Source organism: Duganella sp. AC917, assembly GCF_979258245.1.
In genome coordinates this window covers 3,564,427-3,583,032 of the sequence record NZ_OZ409848.1, presented here as the reverse complement: position 1 = coordinate 3,583,032, position 18,606 = coordinate 3,564,427, and the positions used below count along the sequence as shown (strand labels likewise).

Here is an 18,606-nt window from a genome sequence, read left to right as displayed (position 1 = left end):
ATGAGCAAGACCAGGCCGGCCGGCGACTGGATCGTGCGCGCGCCGCCGACGGGGCGTATGGAGCGCATCGAAGCGTTCTTCGCCGGCCACGGCTACGAGCCGCATCGCCACGACACCTATGCCATCGGCCGCACCCTGGCCGGGGTGCAGAGTTTCCACTACCGGGGCGGACGCCGCCACAGCGTTCCCGGCGCCACCATCGTGTTGCATCCGGACGAGGTGCACGACGGTGAAGCCGGGACCGACGCCGGCTTTCGCTACCGCATGCTGTATATCGAACCGGCGCTGATCCAGCAAATCCTCGGCGGCCAGGCGCTGCCGTTCATCCAGCACGGCATCAGCGCCGATCCCCGGCTGTACGCGGCCAGCGAGGTATTGTTGCAGGGCCTGGACGCGCCGCTCGACGCGCTTGAAGAGGACGACGCGCTGTTCGACCTGGCCCACGCCCTCAGCGCGGTGTCGGCACCGTCGCGTTCGCACCAGCCGCTCGACTACCGCGCAGCCGAGCTGGCGCGCGCGTTCATCCACGATTCCCTGGAAAGCAGTGTGACCTTGGAGGAGCTGGCGCTTCATAGCGGACGGGACCGCTGGAGCCTCTCGCGCGATTTTCGCCTGCTGTTCGGCACCTCGCCGTATCGCTACCTGACCATGCGCCGGCTGGATCTGGTGCGCTCCTTGCTGCTCCAGGGGCAGTCGTTGGTGAGTGCGTCATTGCTTGCCGGCTTTACCGATCAAAGCCATATGACGCGCCATTTCGGCAAAACCTACGGCCTGTCACCGTCGCGCTGGCTGAAAATGCGCGCTGGCTGACATCCGCACAAACGTACAAGAAACCAAGTCCTAATGTGCGTACGCTGGGCACTTCCGAATCAGCACAGGACGACACCAATGAGTACCGAGCCGACGGCGGCGCACGCCATCCACACGATCAATTTCGCAAATAAGTTCAGTTTGTTTTCCGAACAATGGTCGCAAAAAGTGGTCGCGGAAATGAACGATTATCAATTCAAGATTGCCAGGCTGCAGGGGGATTTCATCTGGCATGCGCATGCCATGACCGATGAAACCTTCATCGTGCTGGAAGGACAATTGCGTATCGATTTTCGCGACCACCACGTGCTGGTGTCGCAGGGCGAAATGGTGGTGGTACCCAAGGGCGTCGAGCACAAACCATCTGCGGAAGCGGAGGTCAAACTGCTGTTGATCGAGCCGCGCGGCGTGGTCAACACGGGTGACAAGGAAGTCAGCGGCCGCACCGGCGTCAACGACGTGTGGATCTGACCAATGAAAAAGGCCCGGTGCGCTAGCAGCGGGCCTTGGCTTTTCGTGCGCCGAAGCGCGGATTACTGTTGCTTGCGGCGGCGCGCGACAACGCCCATCAGGCCCAGGCCGGCGAGCATCATCGCGTACGTCTCGGCTTCCGGAACCGCCGTCACTGCCTTGCCGGTCGAGTAGAGCGTGGCGTTCGACAAGGAGCTGAACGCGGTGGTGAAGCTGTCCACACCGGCGCCGTGGCCGGCGTCGAAGCGGTAGAAAGCGGTGACGTTGTTCAGCTTATGACCCAGCACATCGGTCACATTACCGTAGTGGATGCTGACAATGGTGTCGCCGTACAGCTGTTGGCTGAAGTTGATCGTGTTGCCGGTCAGCCCGGACAGCATCGAGGTCGATGCCACGGCGTCCGTCAGATGCACGCCCCACACGCCCAGGTTGCTGTTGATCTCGGTCAGGCTCGGCTTGTTGCCGTTCAGGTTGCCGCTGATGAAGCCGATGCAGCTGGCGCCGGCGACCGAAATGCTGGCGCCGGCGCACGAGTTCGATGGGGCGGGAATGGTGATCACAGGGGTGGTGACTGGCTTGTTGGCCGCTGGCTGGGTAATCACTGGCGTGGTGCTGCCGCCGTTACCTTTGCCGTTGCCATTATTGCCCTTGCCGTTGCCGCCGGCGGCAGCCATTGCGGCGCCTGCGGACATCAGGAGTACCATGGTTGCTGCGGTAGAAAAAGTCGTCAATTTCATGTCAAATCATCCCAAAAAATAGTAGTGGTTACGGTGTAGATCGCGCGCCGGAAACAATTGGTTGGGTTTCTTTGAGCAAAAGTCGTGCTATTGCTCAAGCATAACACGATTAAATGCCTTAAAGATACTTTAATTTCTTTGTGAAAATGATGTGTTGTGGCAGGTGATAGTGGCCGCTGGTGGGGAATGTCGGTAAGCATGCAAAAAATGCATTTATAAATGCGGAATGATTCGTGGGCTTGGCACTCTATTCAACTTAGGCTTGTGCGATCATCAACACGGAGGAGCGATGAAACTGGAAACCCTTGCCGTTCACGGCGGCTACAAGCCGGACCCGACCACCCGCGCGGTGGCGGTGCCGATCTATCAAACCGTCGCCTACGCGTTCGACGACACCCAGCACGGCGCCGACCTGTTCGACCTCAAAGTGCCCGGCAACATTTACACGCGCATCATGAATCCGACCCAGGACGTGCTCGAGCAGCGCATCGCCGCACTCGAAGGCGGCGTGGCGGCGCTGGCGCTGGCGTCCGGGCAGGCCGCCGTCACCTACGCGATCCAGACCATCGCCGAGGCCGGCGATAACATCGTCTCGGCGTCCGCCTTGTACGGCGGCACCTATAACCTGTTCGCGCACACGCTGCCGCAATTCGGCATCACCACCCGCTTTGCCGACGCGCGCGACCCGGCCTCGTTCGAGGGGCTGTTCGATGAGCGCACCAAGGCCGTGTTCATCGAGTCGATCGGCAACCCGCTGGGCAATATCACCGACATCGAAAAAATCGCCGCCATCGCCCACAAGCACGGCGTGCCGCTGATCGTCGACAACACGGTGGCCACGCCATATCTGCTGCGCCCGTTCGAACACGGCGCCGACATCGTGATCCACTCGCTGACGAAATACCTGGGCGGGCACGGCAACTCGATCGGCGGCGCCATCGTCGATTCCGGCAAGTTCCCGTGGGCCGAGCACAAGCAGCGCTTCAAGCGGCTCAACGAGCCGGACGTGTCGTACCACGGCGTGGTCTACACCGAAGCGCTGGGGCCGGCGGCCTACATCGGCCGCGCCCGCGTGGTCCCGCTGCGCAACACCGGCGCCGCGATCTCGCCGTTCAACGCGTTTTTGATACTGCAGGGGATAGAAACGCTGGCGCTGCGCATGGAACGCATCGTCGAGAACGCGCGCGCGGTGGCCGAGTTCCTCAGCGGCCATGCCAAGGTCAAGTGGGTCAATTACGCCGGGCTGGAGCAGCATCGCGACCATGCGCTGGCGCAAAAGTATCTGGGCGGCAGGCCGTCTGGCGTGCTGACGTTTGGCGTCGAGGGCGGCGTGGAGGGCGGGGCGCGCTTCCAGGACGCGCTGCAATTGTTTACGCGCCTGGTCAACATCGGCGACGCCAAATCGCTGGCTTGCCATCCGGCCTCCACCACGCACCGTCAGCTCAACGAGGAGGAACTGGGCAAGGCCGGCGTGACGATCGATACAGTGCGCCTGTCGATCGGCATCGAGCATATCGACGATCTGCTGGCCGATCTGGAGCAGGCGCTGGCCGCCGTCTGAGGTCGCCGCCGGAGGGTTATTTCTTCTCCGGCTTCACCTTGTCCGGCACGCGAGTGACGATCACCTCGCCGTCGGCGATGGTGCAGTCGATGATATGGCTGCGCGAGACCGGCGCGTGCTGGGAGAACAGGTCGTGGTAGGCCCCGGTCTCTTCCAGGCGCAGGTCGATGCGGAAGCTCTCCAGATGGTTGTTGGCCTGCACCTCGCGCACCCGCTGCTTGCGCACGTCCGCTTCCTTGTCGCTGCGGCCGTGCATCATCGGGCCCTCGAAGTAGCGGATCAGCGCGCACTCGATGATGTCGATGCGGTCCTTCAGCAGCAGATCGGCCGCGATCGCGTTCTGGTTGACCGGCATGTCGACCGGATCGCCGTCGTCGGACAACACTTCAACGTTCATGCGCTGGATCAGCAGCAGCATGTCGTTGTCTTCGTTGTTGTTCTGATGGATTTTCTGGATCGCCACCAGGCGCCCGCGCGCCAGCCGGCCGGCCGCGTCCTTGGTCTGGCCGACGTATTGCACCTTGCTCTGGAAGCGCAGGTCGTTTTCGTATTGCTGAAGCACGTCGTGGATCGACAACGCCTCGATCAAACCGCCCCAGTTGAGCGTGATGAAGCGGTCGGTGACGACCACCGTCGGTTTCTTGAGCGTGGCCGCGAACGGCACCGTCAGCTCGATCGTGATGCTGTCGCGCTTTTCCTCGACGCCGATGACGATCGGCACGGTCAGCTTGAGCGAGAAAAACCCCCAGCTGGTTTTGCCGTTGGTATCGAAGCGCACGCGCGGACGGTTGACGGCGAAATAGATCAAGCGTTTTTCCATCGTCGCTTCCAGGTCGAACTGGATGCGGCGCAGCTGGCGCCCGACCGGATCGCGGATATCGGGCCGCTCCGGAAAGCCGGCGACCAGGTCGTACCAATGGTATTTTGCGTCGGCGACAGTGACCACCCAGGTTTGCGGCGCGGCGCCGCGTTGGGGCATCAGCGGCAGCAGATCGTCCAGCGCTTCGGCCGGCGGCGCCAGCAGATCGTGGAATGGCTCCGGCGATTCGGTAAAAAGTTCGCCGATTCCCAGCTCTTCGGGGCTGGGATCGGGATAGTCGTCGGCGATTAGGGGCGGGTAATCGCTCGTCATCATGCGCACTCCAGGGTCTCGTTTAATTGGTCTGTTTGTTGGGACTAATATTGATCACAGTATAGTCGTTCCTTGTGACATTTCCACTCAGCAATTCCTGAAAGCGGCTAATTAATCACACATTCTCACGCTGACGGGCGCGGCTCTGGGCGTTCTGGGCGGTCCTAGCGTTTGCCTGCGGCGGCCGGCGGCGCGGGCAACGCCGCCACCTGCGCCTCGCCGTCGGCAATGAAGCAGCTCAGCAGGTGGGACGGCGCCGGCGCCACCTTGTCCGAGCACAGTGTGCCGTAGTTGCCGGCCTCGGGCAGTTCGAGGTCGATGGTGAATTGCACAAGATTGTTCACTTGCTGCACCTCGGCCAGCCGCGCGCGGCCCAGCTTGCGCTGCTCTTGGGTGAGTCCGCGCGCGCCGGCGTCCTCGAAATGGCGGATCAGCGCCGCCTCGACGATGTCCATGCGCTCGGCCCGCAGCGCCTCGGCCGCGTAGGAATCGGCGTTGCACGGCAGCTCGGCGGCGTCGCCGTCGGCGCAGATGACGTTGACGTTCATGCGCTGCACCAGCAGCAGGGTGTCGACGTCGTCGCCAAGCCGCGCGTGCAGTTTTTGCAGCGCCGGCAACCTGGCCCTGGACAGGCGCGCATCCGCGTCGCGGGTCTGGCCGACGTGGATCACGCGGCAAGGCGCGGACAGGTGGTTGGGGTAGGTCTGCAGAATGTCGTGGATCGAGAACGCCTCGATCAGGCCGCCCCAGTTGAGGGTGACGAAGGTCGGCGTCAAGGTGACGCTCGGCTTTTTCAGCGTGGCCGCGAACGGCACCGTCAGCTCGATGGTCAGGCTGTCTTTGGCCTGCGCGGCGCCGACCAGCAGCGGCAAGGTCAGCTTGAGCGAAAAGAATCCCCATTGCACCGCGACGGCCGTATCGAAGCGCACGCGCGGCCGGGTGACGGCGAAGAACAGATGGTGTTTTTCGGCCGCCGCCTCCAGGTCGAACTGCATGCGGCGCTGGTAGCGGCCGACCGGGTCGCGGATGTCGGGGCGTTCGGGGAAGCCGGCAATCAGGTCGTACCAGTGGTAGCGGGCGTCAGCCACGGTGACCATCCAGCTTTGCGGGGCGGCGGTGTGCTCCGGCAGAGCGGGGTTGAAATCCGCGAACTGTTCGGGGTAGGGCTGCGGGTATTGGGCAGCCTGTGCAGGGTTGATCATGATGACCTGACGAAGAGTGGAGAAGTGTCCGCTGCTCTTATTTCCATTAGGTCATGGTTGAGTTAATGGAAATAAGTATTTCTACGCAGTAATTCGGAGACTATACCTGTCGGCCGTTTTGAGCAACAAATTTTTATTCAGATGGATTCATGGAAGCGTTGCCAGCGCGGTCACGCCGCCAATTCCGCCTTGTCCGCCACCGCCGAGCGCATCAGCGCCAGCAATTGCCCGGGCGTGTCGAGCACCAGGTCGGCTTGCCAGCTCAGCGGCTCGACCGGGCCGCAGTAGCCCCAGCCGCAGCCGATGCTCGGCATGCCGGCGGCCTGGCCGGCCTGGATGTCGCGCAGGTCGTCGCCCACATACCAGCACTGTTGCGGCGGCAGGCCCAGGCGCGCGGCGGCTTCCAGCAGCGGCGCCGGATGCGGCTTGGGATGCGCCGTGGTGTCGCCGGAGATCACGCAGGCCGCGTGCGCCAGCCCGATTTGCGGCAACAACGGGTCGGTGAAGCGCGCCGGTTTGTTGGTGACGATGCCCCACTGCAGCCCGGCCTCCTCGATGCCGGCCAGCAGTTCGACAACGCCCGCGAACAAGGTGCTGTGCACCGCCATCGCGGCCTGGTAGTTGTCGAAGAAACCTTCGCGCAGCTCGGCAAAGCCGTCGTCGCCCGGCTTCAGGCCGAAGGCCGCGCCGATCATGCCGCGCGCGCCGGCCGAGGCGGTCGGGCGCAACAGTTCATAGGCGGTCGGTTCCAGCCCGCGCACCGTGCGCAGCAGGTTGACGGCGGCGGCCAGGTCGGGCGCGGTGTCGGCCAGCGTGCCGTCCAGGTCGAACAGGATGGCGCGCGGCGCCGGGAGTGCGGTAGTCATAGGGCGATCGATCAGAGCGGGCGGGTGGTGGCGACCAGATAGTTGACGCTGGTGTCTTCGTTCAGGGAATAAATCTTGGTCAGCGGATTGTAGCCCATGCCCTTGAAACCCTTCAGATCCAGACCGGCGCTGCGCACGAACTGCGACAGCTCGGACGGCGTGATGAATTTATCGTAGTCGTGGGTGCCGCGCGGAAGCATGCGCAGCACGTATTCGGCGCCGATGATGGCAAATAAATAAGACTTCGGATTGCGGTTCAGCGTCGAGAAGAACACGTGGCCGCCCGGCTTGACCAGGGTGGCGGCCGCGCGCACGATGGCCGCCGGGTCCGGCACGTGCTCGAGCATCTCCATGCAGGTGACCACATCGAACTGGCCCGGCTCCTGGGCCGCCATGTCCTCGGCCGCGACCAGCTTGTAGCGCACCTGCACGCCCGATTCCAGGCTGTGCAGGTCGGCCACCTTGAGCGCTTTTTCGGACAGGTCGATGCCCGTCACGGTGGCGCCCTTGCGCGCCATCGATTCGCTCAGGATGCCGCCGCCGCAGCCGATGTCGATGACGTTCTTGCCGGCCAGCGGCACGCGCGCGTTGATCCATTCCAGGCGCAGCGGGTTGATCTCGTGCAGCGGGCGGAACTCCGAGGTCGGGTCCCACCAGCGGTGGGCCAGGTCGGAGAATTTTTGCAACTCTAATGGGTCGGCGTTCATGGGCTCGATGTTCTATGAGAAAAGTATTCGCTATTCTAAAGCAGCGCGCATAAAAAAACCCCGCCGGGGCGGGGTTTCTGTGCGGCGCGGGACACCGCGGCGTTAATTTATTAGTTTCTTAACGCGGCGGTACCGGCATCGGCGGCGAATTACTTGCTGGTGCCGACGACTTCGATCTCTACGCGACGGTTTTTAGCGCGGCCTTCTGCAGTTTTGTTGTCTGCAACTGGCTGTTTCTCGCCTTTGCCTTCGGTGTAGACGCGGTTGGCGTCGACGCCTTTGGAGATGATGTAGGCTTTAACGGCTTCAGCGCGACGGATCGACAGCTTCTGGTTGTACTCATCCGAACCGACCGAGTCGGTGTGACCGACGGCGATGATGACTTCCAGGTTGATCGAACCCAGTTTCGAGGTGACGTCGTCCAGCTTGGATTTGCCTTCTGGCTTCAGCACGGCTTTGTCGAAATCGAAGAACGCGTCAGCGGCGAAGCTCACTTTTTGCGCGGTCGGCACTGGCACTGGCGCTGGGGCCGGAGCAGGCGAGGACGGGGCAGGGGCTTCGACCGGTGGTGGCGGCGGTGCTACGCATTTGCCGTTTTCCAGTTTTTCTGGCTCAACGCACAGTGGCAGGTCGCAACCTGGAACGGCATCGGCCGGGGTCCAGTAGCCGGTGCGCCAGCACAGGCCGAACGGGTCACGGGCGATCACGCCGCGCGAATCCTGAACGTAGGCGCTCTTAGGCGTAGCAGCCTTGATGTCTTGGGTGACTGGCGCGTATGGTGGCGCGGTCGGGGTAGGGGTCTGGGCGATTGCCGAGCCTGCGAACGCTGCCGACACGGCCAACATCGAAATAAGTTTTTTCATATTTTTCTTCCTTTCGGGGGTGATATCTCGCAGAAAAACTGCGCGACGTATATTACGTGGGCCGAATTCTACCACGCACGGGCGTCACGCCTGTCTCCCGATTGCGAAACGAGCAATTAACTTCTGAACCATTTTGCCACAAGCGCTTCGGCGGCGTGGAAAGGCGCCAACATGGCGCTGATTCGCGTCCGACCAAAATGTTGTTTTGTTGCAACGTGATTGTCGATAATAATTGAGTAATGTGTCATCAATATTACATGGTGTTACAACGCGTGAGGCAGCGCACAGAAGGCGTGGGGGCGAGGCTGCGGGCCAATTTGTGTTAGTTGCGCGGCCCGCATGCTAAAATCGCACGCTTGCCCTTCCAATTAGGAAAGGGAGGGCAGGAGTGCAGTAAGTGCGGCATACATTGCTTAAAAGATAACCCACAGTCAAAGATCAGTCGACCCGCCAATGGATCAATTCGCAAAAGAAACAATCCCTATTTCCCTCGAAGAAGAGATGCGCAAGAGCTACCTCGATTACGCGATGAGCGTGATCGTGGGCCGCGCCTTGCCTGACGTGCGCGACGGCTTGAAGCCGGTGCACCGCCGGGTTCTGTTCGCGATGCATGAAATGAACAACGTGTGGAACCGTCCCTACGTCAAGTGCGCCCGCGTGGTCGGCGAGACGATGGGTAAGTACCACCCGCACGGCGACGCCTCGATTTACGACACGCTGGTCCGCATGGCGCAGGACTTCTCGCTGCGCTACATGCTGGTCGACGGCCAGGGTAACTTCGGTTCGGTCGATGGCGACGGCGCGGCGGCGATGCGCTACACCGAGTGCCGCCTCGACAAAATCTCCGCCGAACTGCTGGCCGACATCGACAAGGACACCGTCGACTTCCAGCCCAACTACGACGGCAAGGAAAAAGAACCGACGGTACTGCCAACCCGCATCCCGAACCTGCTGATCAACGGCTCGTCCGGTATCGCGGTCGGCATGGCGACCAACATTCCGCCGCACAACCTGCACGAAGTGATCGCCGGCGCGCTGCACGTGCTGCGCAACCCGACCTGCACCATCGACGAGCTGATCGAGCTGATCCCGGCGCCTGACTTCCCGACCGGCGGCACCATCTACGGCGTCTCGGGCGTGCGCGACGGTTATCGCACCGGCCGTGGCCGCGTGGTGATGCGCGCCAAGACCCACTATGAAGAGTACGGCAAGGACGGCGGCCGCACGGCCATCATCGTCGACGAGCTGCCGTACCAAGTAAACAAGAAGTCGCTGCTCGAGCGTATCGCCGAGAACGTGCGCGACAAGAAGCTCGAAGGCATTTCCGACATCCGCGACGAGTCCGATAAATCGGGCATGCGCGTGGTGATCGAGCTGAAACGCGGCGAAGTGCCGGAAGTGGTGCTCAACAACCTGTACAAGCAGACCCAGTTGCAGGACACCTTCGGCATGAACATGGTGGCGCTGGTCGACGGCCAGCCGCGCCTGCTGAACCTGAAAGAGATGCTGCAGTGCTTCCTGTCGCACCGCCGTGAAGTGGTCACGCGCCGCACCGTGTTCGAGCTGCGCAAGGCGCGCGAACGCGGCCACGTGCTGGAAGGCCTGGCTGTCGCACTGGCCAATATCGACGACTTCATCGCCATCATCAAGGCCGCGCCAACGCCGCCGGTCGCGAAAACGGGCCTGATGGAACGTTCGTGGGATTCGTCGCTGGTGCGCGAGATGCTGGCCCGTACCGGCGAAGGCGACACCGTCGGCGGTATCGACGCTTTCCGTCCGGAGCACCTGCCTAAGCACTACGGCATGCAGGCCGACGGCATGTACAAGCTGTCCGACGACCAGGCGCAGGAAATTCTGCAAATGCGCCTGCAGCGTCTGACCGGCCTGGAACAGGACAAGATCGTCAACGAGTACAAAGACGTGATGGCCGAAATCGCCGACCTGCTGGACATTCTGGCCAAGCCGGAACGCGTGACCACCATCATCGTCGACGAGATGACGCACGTGGTCAACGAATTCGGCGACCGCGCAAAAGACCCGCGCCGTTCGAACATCGAGCATAACGCCACCGATCTTGGCACCGAAGATTTGATCACGCCGCAGGACATGGTGGTGACCCTGTCGCACACCGGCTATATGAAGGCGCAGCCGATCAGCGAATACCGTTCGCAAAAGCGCGGTGGACGCGGCAAGCAGGCCATGGCGACCAAAGAGGAAGACTGGATCGACCAGCTGTTCATCGCCAACACGCACGATTACATCCTGTGCTTCTCCAACCGTGGCCGCATGTACTGGCTCAAGGTGTGGGAAGTGCCGCAAGGCTCGCGCAACTCGCGCGGCAAGCCGATCGTCAACATGTTCCCGTTGGCCGACAACGAGAAGATCACCGTCATCCTGCCGCTGTCGGGCGAGAACCGGACCTTCCCCGAAGACCATTACGTCTTCATGTCGACCAGCCTCGGTACCGTAAAGAAAACGCCGCTGAAGGACTTCAGCAATCCACGCAAGGCCGGCATCATCGCGGTCGACCTGGACGAGGGCGACTTCCTGATCGGCGCCGCGCTGACCGACGGCGAGCACGATGTCATGCTGTTCTCGGACTCCGGCAAGGCGGTGCGCTTCGACGAGAACGACGTGCGTCCGATGGGCCGCAACGCCCGTGGCGTGCGCGGTATGAACCTGGACGAAGGCCAGCGCGTGATCGCGCTGCTGGTGGCGGAAAACGAGCAGCAGTCGGTGCTGACGGCAACCGAGAACGGCTTCGGCAAGCGTACGCCGATCACCGAGTACACCCGTCATGGCCGCGGCACCAAGGGCATGATCGCGATCCAGACCTCCGAGCGTAACGGCAAGGTGGTGGCGGCGACCCTGGTCACGCCGACCGACGAGATCATGCTGATCACCACAGGCGGTGTGCTGATCCGCACCCGCGTGGCGGAGATCCGCGAGATGGGCCGCGCCACGCAAGGCGTGACCCTGATCGCGGTGGAGGATGGCACCAAGTTGTCCGGCCTGCAGCGCGTGGTCGAAACCGACATCGACGAAGTCGAGCTGGAACCTGGTCCGGACGGCAAGCCTGTCGACGTGCCGGTCGCCGACACTCCGGCGGCGGACGACGTTGCTGCCGACGACGCATCTGCGGACGATAATCCGGCGGAATAAGCGCAGCAAACAAAGCCCCGGTCGCAGTATCGGACCGGGGCCGGCGGGGCCAGGGTTTATTTCGCGGATTAATGCGACAATAAGACTGGCCCCGTTGTCATTTCAAGAGAGAATTCATGAAAAAAATCGTAGCAGCCGTCGTTACCGCCTTCGCCCTGACCGGCGCCGCGCCTTCGTTCGCCCAAGCCCCGGCGCCAGCACCGGCACCAACAGCCGCCATCGACCCGGCCACCTTGGCCGCATCGAAAGAGCTGTTCGAGGCGATGAACCACCGCGTGATGATGACGGGGATGATGCAGCAGATGTCGCAGGGGATCGCGCAATCGATGCGCGCCGGCGCCGAAGCAGGCATCAACAACAATCCGAAGCTGACCGCCGAGCAGAAAAAGCAGGCGCTGGACAAGATGGCCAAGGAACTGCCGGGCATCGTCAGCGCCATGCAGGGCGTGATGAACGACCCGGGGTTGATCGACGAGATCCTGGCCGAGACGGTGCCGATCTACGCGCGCACCTTCAGCGCCGATGAACTGAAACAGATGACCGCTTTCTACCGCACGCCGGTCGGCGCCAAGATGCTCGCTTCGATGCCGCAGCTGATGGCCCAGGGCATGCAGGTCGGCCAGCAGGTTGTTAGCCGCCGCATCGGACCGTTGATGCAGAAAATGCAGCAAGAAAGCAAACAGTAACCACAAAGGATCCACAGTGACTCACATCTATAACTTCTCCGCCGGCCCGGCCGTGCTGCCGAAGGAAGTGCTGGCGCAAGCCGCCGCCGAAATGCTGGACTGGCATGGCAGCGGCATGTCGGTGATGGAGATGAGCCACCGCGGACCGGAGTTTATTTCGATTTACAAGGCGGCCGAGCGCGACCTGCGCGAGCTGCTGGCAGTACCGGACAACTACAAAATCTTGTTCATGCAGGGCGGGGGCTTGTCCCAGAACGCCATCATTCCGTTGAATCTGGTCGGCCACAAGCCACAACCAGCAACCATCGATTTTATCCATACCGGTTCGTGGTCGGGCAAATCCGTCAAGGAAGCGGCCAAGTACGCCAACGTCAACATCGCCGCGTCGTCGACCACCGGCGTGCCGCCGCAGTCGGAGTGGAAGCTCACGCCCGGCGCCGCCTACGTCCACATGTGCACCAACGAGACCATCGACGGCATCGAGTTCGACTTCGACACCGGCCTGCCGGCGTCGCAGCCGGACGTGTTGATGGTGGCCGACATGTCGTCGCATATTTTGTCGCGCCGGATCGACGTGTCGAAGTACGGCGTCATCTTCGCCGGCGCGCAAAAGAACATCGGCCCGGCCGGCGTCACCATCGTTATCGTGCGCGAGGATTTGCTGGGCAAGGCGCTGCCGGCATGCCCGTCGGCGTTCGACTTCAAGCTGGTCGCCGACAACGACTCGATGTACAACACGCCGCCCACCTACGGCATCTACATCGCCGGCCTGGTGTTCCAGTGGCTGAAAAAGAACGGTGGCGTCGCCGCGATGGAAAAGGTCAACATCGCCAAGGCGGAGCTGCTCTACAAGGCGCTCGACGTCGACGATTTTTACCAGACCAGGGTGGACAAGCAAAGCCGTTCGCGCATGAACATCCCGTTTTACCTGAAGGATGAAAGCCAGAACGAGGCTTTCCTGGCCGGCGCCAAGGCGCGCGGCCTGCTGCAGCTCAAGGGCCACAAGTCCGTCGGCGGCATGCGCGCATCGATTTACAACGCGATGCCAATCGAGGGCGTACAGGCGCTCGTGGATTATTTGGACGAATTCGCCGGCAGGACAGCCGCCGCCAGCAATGACTTGAAAACGCCATGACAGATAAACTTACACCACTGCGCGAACAGATCGACGCCATCGACGCGCAAATCCTCGACCTGCTGAACCGCCGCGCCAAGGTGGCGCAGGAAGTCGGCCACGTCAAAGCCGAAACCAACGCCCCGGTGTTCCGTCCCGAACGCGAAGCGCAGGTGCTGCGCGGCGTGGCCGACCGCAATCCCGGCCCGATGGGCAATACGGAGATGCAAACCATCTTCCGCGAGATCATGTCCGCCTGCCGCTCGCTGGAAAAGCGCGTCACCGTCGCTTTCCTCGGCCCGGCCGGCACCTACAGCGAGCAAGCGGTCTACCAGCAGTTCGGCACCGCTGTCGACGTGCTGGCCTGCGCGTCGATCGACGAGGTGTTTCGCGCCACCGAGGCCGGCACCGCCGAATTCGGCGTCGTCCCCGTCGAGAATTCGACCGAAGGCGCGATCGGCCGTACGCTCGATTTGCTGCTGCATACGCCGCTGACGATCAGCGGCGAAGTCGCTATCGCCGTGCGTCACAGCCTGTTGACCGGCAGCGGCAACATGGACGGCGTCACCGCCATCTGCGCCCACGCGCAGGCGCTCGCGCAGTGCCAGATCTGGCTCAATAATAATTACCCGGATATCGAACGCCGCGCCGTCTCGTCCAACGCCGAAGCGGCCCGCATGGCGCGCGACGACCACTCGTTCGCCGCCATCGCCGGCGAGCGCGCCGGCGTGCGCTACAGCCTGGGCACCGTCAAGGCCAACATCCAGGACGATCCGCACAACCGCACGCGCTTTGCCGTCATCGGCCATCTGCAAACCGGCCCGTCGGGCAAGGACCGCACCTCGATGGCGCTGGCCGCGCCGCACCGCGCCGGCTCGGTCTATCGCCTGCTTGGATCGCTGGCGCAGAACAACGTGTCGATGACCCGCTTCGAATCGCGCCCGGCCCGTAACGGCAACTGGGAATACTATTTCTACGTCGACGTCGAAGGCCACATCCAGAACGAGTCCGTGGCCAAGGCGCTGGACGAGTTGCAGAGCAACGCCGCTTTCTTCAAGGTGCTGGGATCGTATCCCGTCAGCCTGACTTGACCTAACTAAAACAGAGAACAGAGACAGAACATGACCAAGAACTACGGACCAGAATACGTCAGAGCCATCGCCCCTTACCAGGCCGGCAAACCGATCGCCGAAGTCGCGCGCGAATTCGGTCTCGATGAAGCCTCGATCGTCAAACTGGCGTCGAACGAAAATCCGTTCGGCGTGCCGGAATCGGCGGTGCAGGCAATGACCGCCGCCGCCACCGACCTGGGTCGCTACCCGGACGCCAACGGCTTTGAACTGAAAGCGGCGCTGTCCAAGCGCTACGACGTGCCGGCCGACTGGATCACCTTGGGCAACGGCTCCAACGACATTCTGGAAATCGCCGCCCACGCCTTTGTCGAGCGCGGCCAGGCCATCGTCTACTCGCAGTATTCGTTCGCCGTGTACGCGCTGGCGACGCAGGGCGTCGGCGCCCGTCATATCGTGGTGCCGGCCCAGGCCTACGGCCACGACCTGCCGGCCATGCTGGCCGCCATCGACGCCGACACCCGCCTGGTCTTCATCGCCAACCCGAACAACCCGACCGGTACCTTCATTCCGGCGGCCGACATCCAGGCATTTTTGGACAAGGTGCCGGCCAATGTGGTGGTGGTGCTGGACGAGGCGTACAACGAATTCCTGGCCGAGGAAAACCAGTTCGAATCGGCCGAATGGGTCAAGAAGTATCCGAACCTGCTGGTGTCGCGCACGTTCTCCAAGGCGTACGGCCTGGCGGGCCTGCGGGTTGGCTTCGGCATCGCCCAGCCGGCGCTGACGGATTTGATGAACCGCATCCGCCAGCCGTTCAACGTCAACTCGATGGCGCAAGCCGCCGCCATCGCGGCGCTCAACGACAAGGACTTCCTCAAGCGCAGCGCGGCCAACAACGCCGCCGGCTACCAGCAGTTCACCGAAGCGTTCACGCAGCTGGGACTGGAGTTCGTGCCGTCGTACGGTAACTTCGTGCTGGTCAAGGTCGGCAACGATCCGGCGGCCGGCGCGCGTGTCAACCTGTCGCTGCTCAAGCAGGGCGTCATCGTGCGCCCGGTCGGCAACTACGGCTTGCCGGAATGGCTGCGCATCTCCATCGGCCTGCCGCAGGAGAATGCCGTGCTGATCGCCGCGCTGACCAAGGCGCTGGCGGAGTGACGGGGATGACAACATCATGCTGAACAAGGTCGTCATTTTCGGCGTGGGCCTGATCGGCGGATCGTTCGCGCGCTCGCTGAAGAAGGCCGACGCCGTCGGTAGCGTGGTTGGTATGGGCCGCTCTGCGGCCTCGCTGGCGCGCGCCAGGGAACTGGGCATCATCGATGTCATCGGCGCCACCGGCGAAGACGGCATGGCCGAAGCATTGAACAACGCCGACCTGGTGCTGCTGGCGGCGCCGGTGGCGCAGACCGAAGCGATCCTGTCGGCCATCGCGCCGCATCTGCAAGCGGGCACCGTGGTCACCGACGCAGGCAGCACCAAGTCGGATGTGGTGGCGTCCGCGCGGCGCGCGTTGGGCGGCAAGGTGGCGCAGTTCGTGCCGGGCCATCCCATCGCCGGACGCGAAACCAACGGCCCCGAGGCGGCCATCGACGATCTGTATGTCGGCAAGAAGGTGGTGCTGACGGCGCTCGACGAGAATGCCGCCGGCGATGTGGAACGCGTGGCCGCCGCCTGGCGCGCCTGCCATGCCGTCATCCATCGCCTGTCGCCGCAAGAACATGACAAGGTGTTTGCCGCCGTGAGCCATTTGCCGCATTTGCTGGCATACGCCCTGGTCGACGACATCGCCAACAAGCCGCATGCGGATTTACTGTTCCAGTATGCGGCCAGCGGTTTTCGCGATTTCACAAGGATCGCCGGATCGTCGCCGGAAATGTGGCGTGACATCAGCCTGGCCAACCAGTCGGCGCTGCTGACGGAGCTGGACGCGTATCTGGCACAATTGACGGGACTGCGTGCCCGTCTGGCCGCCGGTGACGGCGCCGCGCTGGAGAACGTGTACGGCAACGCCCAGCGCGCCCGCCACCAGTGGATCACCGCGATCGAGGCGGCCGAAGCGCCGCCTTCGAAAGATAAAGCAGAATAAAGCTGAACAATAGACAGCAGAACAAGGAACAGTATGACCCACGAATATATCGACCTGGCGACGGTCGCGCATGTGGAGGGCGCGGTGCGCCTGCCAGGCTCGAAGTCGATCTCCAACCGCATCCTGCTGCTGGCGGCGCTGTCGCAGGGCGACGTCGCCATCGTCGACCTGCTGGCCTCCGACGACACGGCCGTCATGCTGGCGGCCCTGCGCTCGCTGGGCGTGCAGTGGACCGAAGAGAAAACCGCCACCGGCACGATCCACCACGTCAAGGGCGTGGCCGGGGTGCTGCCGAATAAATCGGCTGATCTGTTCATGGGCAACGCCGGCACCGCGATTCGTCCGTTGACCGCCGCGCTGGCCGTCATCGGCGGCGACTACACGCTACACGGCGTACCGCGCATGCATGAGCGTCCGATCGGCGACCTGGTGGACGCCCTGAACGCCGCCGGCACCGATGTCGAATACACCGGTAACGCTGGCTTCCCGCCGCTGCACATCAAGCAGGGCAAAATTCATGCGAAACGCCTGTCCGTACGCGGCAATGTCTCGAGCCAGTTCCTGACCGCGCTGCTGATGGTGGCGCCGCTGATGGCGACCGAACACGCGATCACCATCGACGTCGAAGGTGAGCTGATCTCAAAACCCTATATCGAGATCACGCTCAACCTGGTGCGCCGCTTCGGCGTCAAGGTCGAGCAGGACGGCTGGAGCTCGTTCACCGTGCAGCCGGGCCAGGTCTACCAGTCGCCCGGCACCATTCACGTCGAAGGCGACGCCTCGTCGGCATCGTACTTCCTGGCGGCCGGCGCGATCGCCGGCGGTCCCGTGCGCGTCGAAGGCGTGGGCCGCGATAGTATTCAGGGTGACGTGCGTTTCGTCGCCGCACTGGAACAGATGGGCGCGCAGATCACCATGGGCGACAACTGGATCGAGGCCAAGTCGAACGGCGTGCTCAAAGCCATCGACGCCGACTTCAACCACATTCCCGACGCAGCCATGACCATCGCGGTGGCGGCGCTGTACGCCGACGGCACCAGCACCCTGCGCAACATCGCCAGCTGGCGCGTCAAGGAGACCGACCGCATCGCGGCCATGGCGACCGAATTGCGCAAGGTCGGCGCCATTGTCGAGGAGGGCCCGGATTACATCAAGGTGACGCCGCCGGCCACGATCACGGCCGCCACCATCGACACCTATGACGATCACCGCATGGCGATGTGCTTCTCGCTGGTGTCGCTGGACGGGGCCGCGCGCAAGGGCAACGTCATGCGCATCAACGATCCCAAGTGCGTCGGCAAGACTTTTCCCGAATACTTCGCGGCGTTTGCCGCGATTGCAAAATAAATAACTGAGCAAAATGGTCACTTCCCAAATCCCAGTCATCACCATCGACGGCCCCACCGCATCCGGCAAGGGCACCGTCGCGCACCGCGTTGCCGATAAGCTCGGCTTCCATTACCTGGATTCGGGCGCCCTGTACCGTTTGACGGCGCTGTCGGCGCTGCGCCGTGGGACAGACCTGAACGACGAACACGCGCTGGCCAAGCTGGCCGAGCACCTGCAATGCAGTTTCCAGGGCGGCGATATCATTTTGTCGCAGGAAAACGTCACCGATGCCATCCGGGCGGAAGAGGTCGGCAATACCGCTTCAAAGATTGCAACATTCCAAACCGTGCGCAACGCACTGGTGGGGCTGCAACTGGGTTTCCGCAGGGCGCCGGGCGTGGTGGCGGACGGGCGCGACATGGGGTCGGTGATCTTCCCGCACGCCGTGTTGAAGGTGTTTTTGACGGCGTCCGTTGCGGCTCGGGCCGATCGCCGTTATAAGCAATTGATTGGCAAGGGAATTTCTGCTAATATGGAAGACCTCCTGATGGATTTGCAGGCGCGGGACGACCGGGATACCCACCGGGCCATCGCGCCGCTGGTGCCAGCGGAAGGGGCGCATGTGCTGGATACATCCAATATGACCGCTGATCAAGCGGTCGAACAGGTGTTGCAGTGGTATGCGGCGGTGAGCAAGCCTCACTGACAATGTAGCAAAGGCGGGTCCTGCAGGCCGAGTTAGTGCTCACTTGCCGGACTTTGATCAACCTTAACCCAACTGAAGTCGCATTCGCGAGCCTTGTT

At 62.8% G+C, this 18,606-nt stretch carries 17 protein-coding genes; 11 read left to right on the top strand and 6 right to left on the bottom strand.

From position 1 onward, the window contains the following. Together ACZ0BA_RS15500 and ACZ0BA_RS15495 are read left to right on the top strand one after the other, a co-directional pair. On the top strand, positions 1-810 hold the full coding sequence (locus tag ACZ0BA_RS15500; protein WP_463452115.1) for an AraC family transcriptional regulator: 810 nt from the start codon (positions 1-3) through the stop codon (positions 808-810). Between the two features lie 78 nt (positions 811-888). Further along, the gene (locus ACZ0BA_RS15495) at positions 889-1,281 is read left to right on the top strand and encodes a cupin domain-containing protein (RefSeq protein ID WP_463452114.1); all 393 of its coding nucleotides are present in this window, start codon (positions 889-891) and stop codon (positions 1,279-1,281) included. 62 nt (positions 1,282-1,343) lie between these two features. Here ACZ0BA_RS15495 and ACZ0BA_RS15490 read toward each other — a convergent pair whose 3' ends face one another. Continuing rightward, the gene (locus ACZ0BA_RS15490) at positions 1,344-1,985 is read right to left on the bottom strand and encodes a PEP-CTERM sorting domain-containing protein (protein WP_463452113.1); all 642 of its coding nucleotides are present in this window, start codon (positions 1,983-1,985) and stop codon (positions 1,344-1,346) included. Between the two features lie 322 nt (positions 1,986-2,307). On the opposite strand from ACZ0BA_RS15490, the gene ACZ0BA_RS15485 reads away from it, so the two are divergent. After that, the gene (locus ACZ0BA_RS15485; protein ID WP_463452112.1) at positions 2,308-3,579 is read left to right on the top strand and encodes an O-acetylhomoserine aminocarboxypropyltransferase/cysteine synthase family protein; all 1,272 of its coding nucleotides are present in this window, start codon (positions 2,308-2,310) and stop codon (positions 3,577-3,579) included. A gap of 16 nt (positions 3,580-3,595) precedes the next feature. Here the strand turns inward: ACZ0BA_RS15485 and ACZ0BA_RS15480 are convergent, their stop codons facing one another. The 5 genes from ACZ0BA_RS15480 to ompA form a co-directional block, all read right to left on the bottom strand. Beyond that, complete coding sequence (locus ACZ0BA_RS15480; protein ID WP_463452111.1) at positions 3,596-4,714, bottom strand: hypothetical protein; 1,119 nt, start codon at positions 4,712-4,714, stop codon at positions 3,596-3,598. A 161-nt stretch (positions 4,715-4,875) separates the two neighbouring features. Beyond that, positions 4,876-5,913: a hypothetical protein gene (locus ACZ0BA_RS15475; RefSeq protein WP_463452110.1), complete on the bottom strand. Its 1,038-nt coding sequence runs from the start codon at positions 5,911-5,913 to the stop codon at positions 4,876-4,878. A 170-nt stretch (positions 5,914-6,083) separates the two neighbouring features. Beyond that, positions 6,084-6,779: an HAD family hydrolase gene (locus tag ACZ0BA_RS15470; protein WP_463452109.1), complete on the bottom strand. Its 696-nt coding sequence runs from the start codon at positions 6,777-6,779 to the stop codon at positions 6,084-6,086. An 11-nt stretch (positions 6,780-6,790) separates the two neighbouring features. Further along, positions 6,791-7,486 (bottom strand): bifunctional 2-polyprenyl-6-hydroxyphenol methylase/3-demethylubiquinol 3-O-methyltransferase UbiG, encoded by a 696-nt coding sequence (gene ubiG / locus ACZ0BA_RS15465; RefSeq protein WP_463452108.1) that lies wholly within the window; start codon positions 7,484-7,486, stop codon positions 6,791-6,793. A gap of 149 nt (positions 7,487-7,635) precedes the next feature. Continuing rightward, positions 7,636-8,349, bottom strand: a complete 714-nt coding sequence (ompA, locus tag ACZ0BA_RS15460; protein WP_463452107.1) for an outer membrane protein OmpA — start codon at positions 8,347-8,349, stop codon at positions 7,636-7,638. 453 nt (positions 8,350-8,802) lie between these two features. Between ompA and gyrA the strand changes: the two genes are divergently transcribed. The 8 genes from gyrA (at position 8,803) to cmk (ending at position 18,508) form a co-directional block, all read left to right on the top strand. Beyond that, positions 8,803-11,511, top strand: coding sequence for a DNA gyrase subunit A (gene gyrA, locus ACZ0BA_RS15455; RefSeq protein WP_463452106.1), 2,709 nt, complete (start codon positions 8,803-8,805; stop codon positions 11,509-11,511). A gap of 116 nt (positions 11,512-11,627) precedes the next feature. Next, positions 11,628-12,197, top strand: coding sequence for a DUF2059 domain-containing protein (locus ACZ0BA_RS15450; protein WP_463452105.1), 570 nt, complete (start codon positions 11,628-11,630; stop codon positions 12,195-12,197). Positions 12,198-12,213: 16 nt separating this feature from the next. Beyond that, positions 12,214-13,332: a 3-phosphoserine/phosphohydroxythreonine transaminase gene (gene serC, locus ACZ0BA_RS15445; RefSeq protein ID WP_463452104.1), complete on the top strand. Its 1,119-nt coding sequence runs from the start codon at positions 12,214-12,216 to the stop codon at positions 13,330-13,332. Then, a complete protein-coding gene (gene pheA / locus ACZ0BA_RS15440) occupies positions 13,329-14,402 on the top strand; it encodes a prephenate dehydratase (RefSeq protein ID WP_463452103.1) in 1,074 nt (357 codons plus the stop codon). Before serC ends, pheA begins: the two co-directional genes overlap by 4 nt. A 30-nt stretch (positions 14,403-14,432) precedes the next feature. After that, positions 14,433-15,542 carry a histidinol-phosphate transaminase gene (hisC, locus tag ACZ0BA_RS15435; protein ID WP_463452102.1) on the top strand — a complete coding sequence of 370 codons (1,110 nt, stop codon included), beginning with the start codon at positions 14,433-14,435 and terminating at the stop codon, positions 15,540-15,542. 16 nt (positions 15,543-15,558) lie between these two features. Beyond that, positions 15,559-16,473 carry a prephenate dehydrogenase gene (locus ACZ0BA_RS15430; protein ID WP_463452101.1) on the top strand — a complete coding sequence of 305 codons (915 nt, stop codon included), beginning with the start codon at positions 15,559-15,561 and terminating at the stop codon, positions 16,471-16,473. Positions 16,474-16,506: 33 nt separating this feature from the next. Next, a complete protein-coding gene (gene aroA / locus ACZ0BA_RS15425) occupies positions 16,507-17,820 on the top strand; it encodes a 3-phosphoshikimate 1-carboxyvinyltransferase (RefSeq protein ID WP_463452100.1) in 1,314 nt (437 codons plus the stop codon). A 13-nt stretch (positions 17,821-17,833) separates the two neighbouring features. Continuing rightward, positions 17,834-18,508: a (d)CMP kinase gene (gene cmk / locus ACZ0BA_RS15420; RefSeq protein WP_463452099.1), complete on the top strand. Its 675-nt coding sequence runs from the start codon at positions 17,834-17,836 to the stop codon at positions 18,506-18,508. Positions 18,509-18,606 lie beyond the last annotated feature (98 nt).

What these genes read in the sequence shown, in the direction of transcription:
- ACZ0BA_RS15500 (WP_463452115.1), top strand. Translation starts at nt 1, where the DNA reads ATGAGCAAGACCAGGCCGGCCGGCGACTGGATCGTGCGCGCGCCGCCG.
- ACZ0BA_RS15495 (WP_463452114.1), top strand. Translation starts at nt 889, where the DNA reads ATGAGTACCGAGCCGACGGCGGCGCACGCCATCCACACGATCAATTTC.
- ACZ0BA_RS15490 (WP_463452113.1), bottom strand. Translation starts at nt 1,985, where the DNA reads ATGGTACTCCTGATGTCCGCAGGCGCCGCAATGGCTGCCGCCGGCGGC.
- ACZ0BA_RS15485 (WP_463452112.1), top strand. Translation starts at nt 2,308, where the DNA reads ATGAAACTGGAAACCCTTGCCGTTCACGGCGGCTACAAGCCGGACCCG.
- ACZ0BA_RS15480 (WP_463452111.1), bottom strand. Translation starts at nt 4,714, where the DNA reads ATGATGACGAGCGATTACCCGCCCCTAATCGCCGACGACTATCCCGAT.
- ACZ0BA_RS15475 (WP_463452110.1), bottom strand. Translation starts at nt 5,913, where the DNA reads ATGATCAACCCTGCACAGGCTGCCCAATACCCGCAGCCCTACCCCGAA.
- ACZ0BA_RS15470 (WP_463452109.1), bottom strand. Translation starts at nt 6,779, where the DNA reads ATGACTACCGCACTCCCGGCGCCGCGCGCCATCCTGTTCGACCTGGAC.
- ubiG (WP_463452108.1), bottom strand. Translation starts at nt 7,486, where the DNA reads ATGAACGCCGACCCATTAGAGTTGCAAAAATTCTCCGACCTGGCCCAC.
- ompA (WP_463452107.1), bottom strand. Translation starts at nt 8,349, where the DNA reads ATGAAAAAACTTATTTCGATGTTGGCCGTGTCGGCAGCGTTCGCAGGC.
- gyrA (WP_463452106.1), top strand. Translation starts at nt 8,803, where the DNA reads ATGGATCAATTCGCAAAAGAAACAATCCCTATTTCCCTCGAAGAAGAG.
- ACZ0BA_RS15450 (WP_463452105.1), top strand. Translation starts at nt 11,628, where the DNA reads ATGAAAAAAATCGTAGCAGCCGTCGTTACCGCCTTCGCCCTGACCGGC.
- pheA (WP_463452103.1), top strand. Translation starts at nt 13,329, where the DNA reads ATGACAGATAAACTTACACCACTGCGCGAACAGATCGACGCCATCGAC.
- hisC (WP_463452102.1), top strand. Translation starts at nt 14,433, where the DNA reads ATGACCAAGAACTACGGACCAGAATACGTCAGAGCCATCGCCCCTTAC.
- ACZ0BA_RS15430 (WP_463452101.1), top strand. Translation starts at nt 15,559, where the DNA reads ATGCTGAACAAGGTCGTCATTTTCGGCGTGGGCCTGATCGGCGGATCG.
- aroA (WP_463452100.1), top strand. Translation starts at nt 16,507, where the DNA reads ATGACCCACGAATATATCGACCTGGCGACGGTCGCGCATGTGGAGGGC.
- cmk (WP_463452099.1), top strand. Translation starts at nt 17,834, where the DNA reads ATGGTCACTTCCCAAATCCCAGTCATCACCATCGACGGCCCCACCGCA.